This is a genomic window from Pelagibius sp. 7325 (assembly GCF_037652055.1).
GTDB lineage: Bacteria > Pseudomonadota > Alphaproteobacteria > Kiloniellales > Kiloniellaceae > Pelagibius.
The window spans coordinates 1-1,015 of record NZ_JBBKAH010000025.1 but is presented as its reverse complement, the minus strand read 5'-3'; the positions used below and the strand labels follow the sequence as shown (position 1 = coordinate 1,015).

Genomic DNA, 1,015 nt, shown 5'->3' with positions numbered 1-1,015 from the left:
GTGCAGGATGAAGATGCGGTCCATGGCGCGCGCCAGCACCGGGCTGATCTTGTACTCCTCGCAGGGGACCGAGAACATCATGTGCAGGAAGTTTTCGGCGTGCGGCGGCGCGGTGTATCCTGGAGAGCCTGAAAGCTTAATCGGGAAGAAGGTCAGCTCTCGGATTAGCTGTCCGTGAGGTGGGGGACCCTATTTGAGCTCTCCATAGGCGATGTAGGCTGCAAGAAAAATGATCACCCCGACGTAAAACAAAGTCTCAATGAACCGGTCTTTGATCGGAACTGCACGCCCATTATCCAACAGAACTCGACTACGTCCCATGCTCAAAAACAGCCAGACCGTGGCCACAATCGCTCCGAGCAGTGGGAAGCAAAGAATAGCGAGAAAGATAGTAGTAAACCTGTGGTCACCTCTCAAATCAGGCTTGAAGAACACCAGCATAAGAAAACAAACAGAGAAAGATGCTGCTGCTAGAATAAAGGCGACCTGTTTTGATTCTATCAGTCCACAGGGCAAGTCATAGCTGAGAGACGAGGCTGTCCCCATGGCACACAAGGCAGCAGGAACAAGCCCCAGAAGACATCGCTGTCCCCACCGCCGAAAGAGATAGGCCATCGGCGCGGCGTGAATGAGGACAATAAGCAGAAAAAAGAAAACGAACGACCCGATCAGCTCTCCTGTGCTGCACTCGTCCATCGGCTGACTGTCCTTCTGACTTCGTCACGAATGGACAGTCGCCTGACAGCGTCGCCCCCTTACAAAGGTAACCTAAAGAGGCGCCGCGCGAACACCGATTAAGGCTCTCCGCAAAAGGAAAGGGCGCCGCTGCTCTCGGCAGGGCGCCCTTTTTCGTGGCTTCGACCTTGCGGCTCAGCGCTTGTCGAGGGGGGTGTACTCGCGCTTGGTTTCGCCGTGGTAGAGCTGGCGCGGGCGGCTGATGCGCTGCTTCGGATCCTCGATCATCTCGCGCCACTGGGCGACCCAGCCGACCGTGCGGGCGACGGCGAAGAGCACC

Annotated in this window: 2 protein-coding genes; both read right to left on the bottom strand. The window is 56.6% G+C overall.

Features of this window, described 5'->3' with window-relative positions; genetic code table 11:
• Positions 1-189 precede the first annotated feature (189 nt).
• Positions 190-696: a hypothetical protein gene (locus WDC82_RS25110; RefSeq protein WP_340120192.1), complete on the bottom strand. Its 507-nt coding sequence runs from the start codon at positions 694-696 to the stop codon at positions 190-192.
• Positions 697-870: 174 nt separating this feature from the next.
• The coding region (locus WDC82_RS25105; RefSeq protein ID WP_340120193.1) for a citrate/2-methylcitrate synthase at positions 871-1,015 on the bottom strand (145 nt) is incomplete at its 5' end.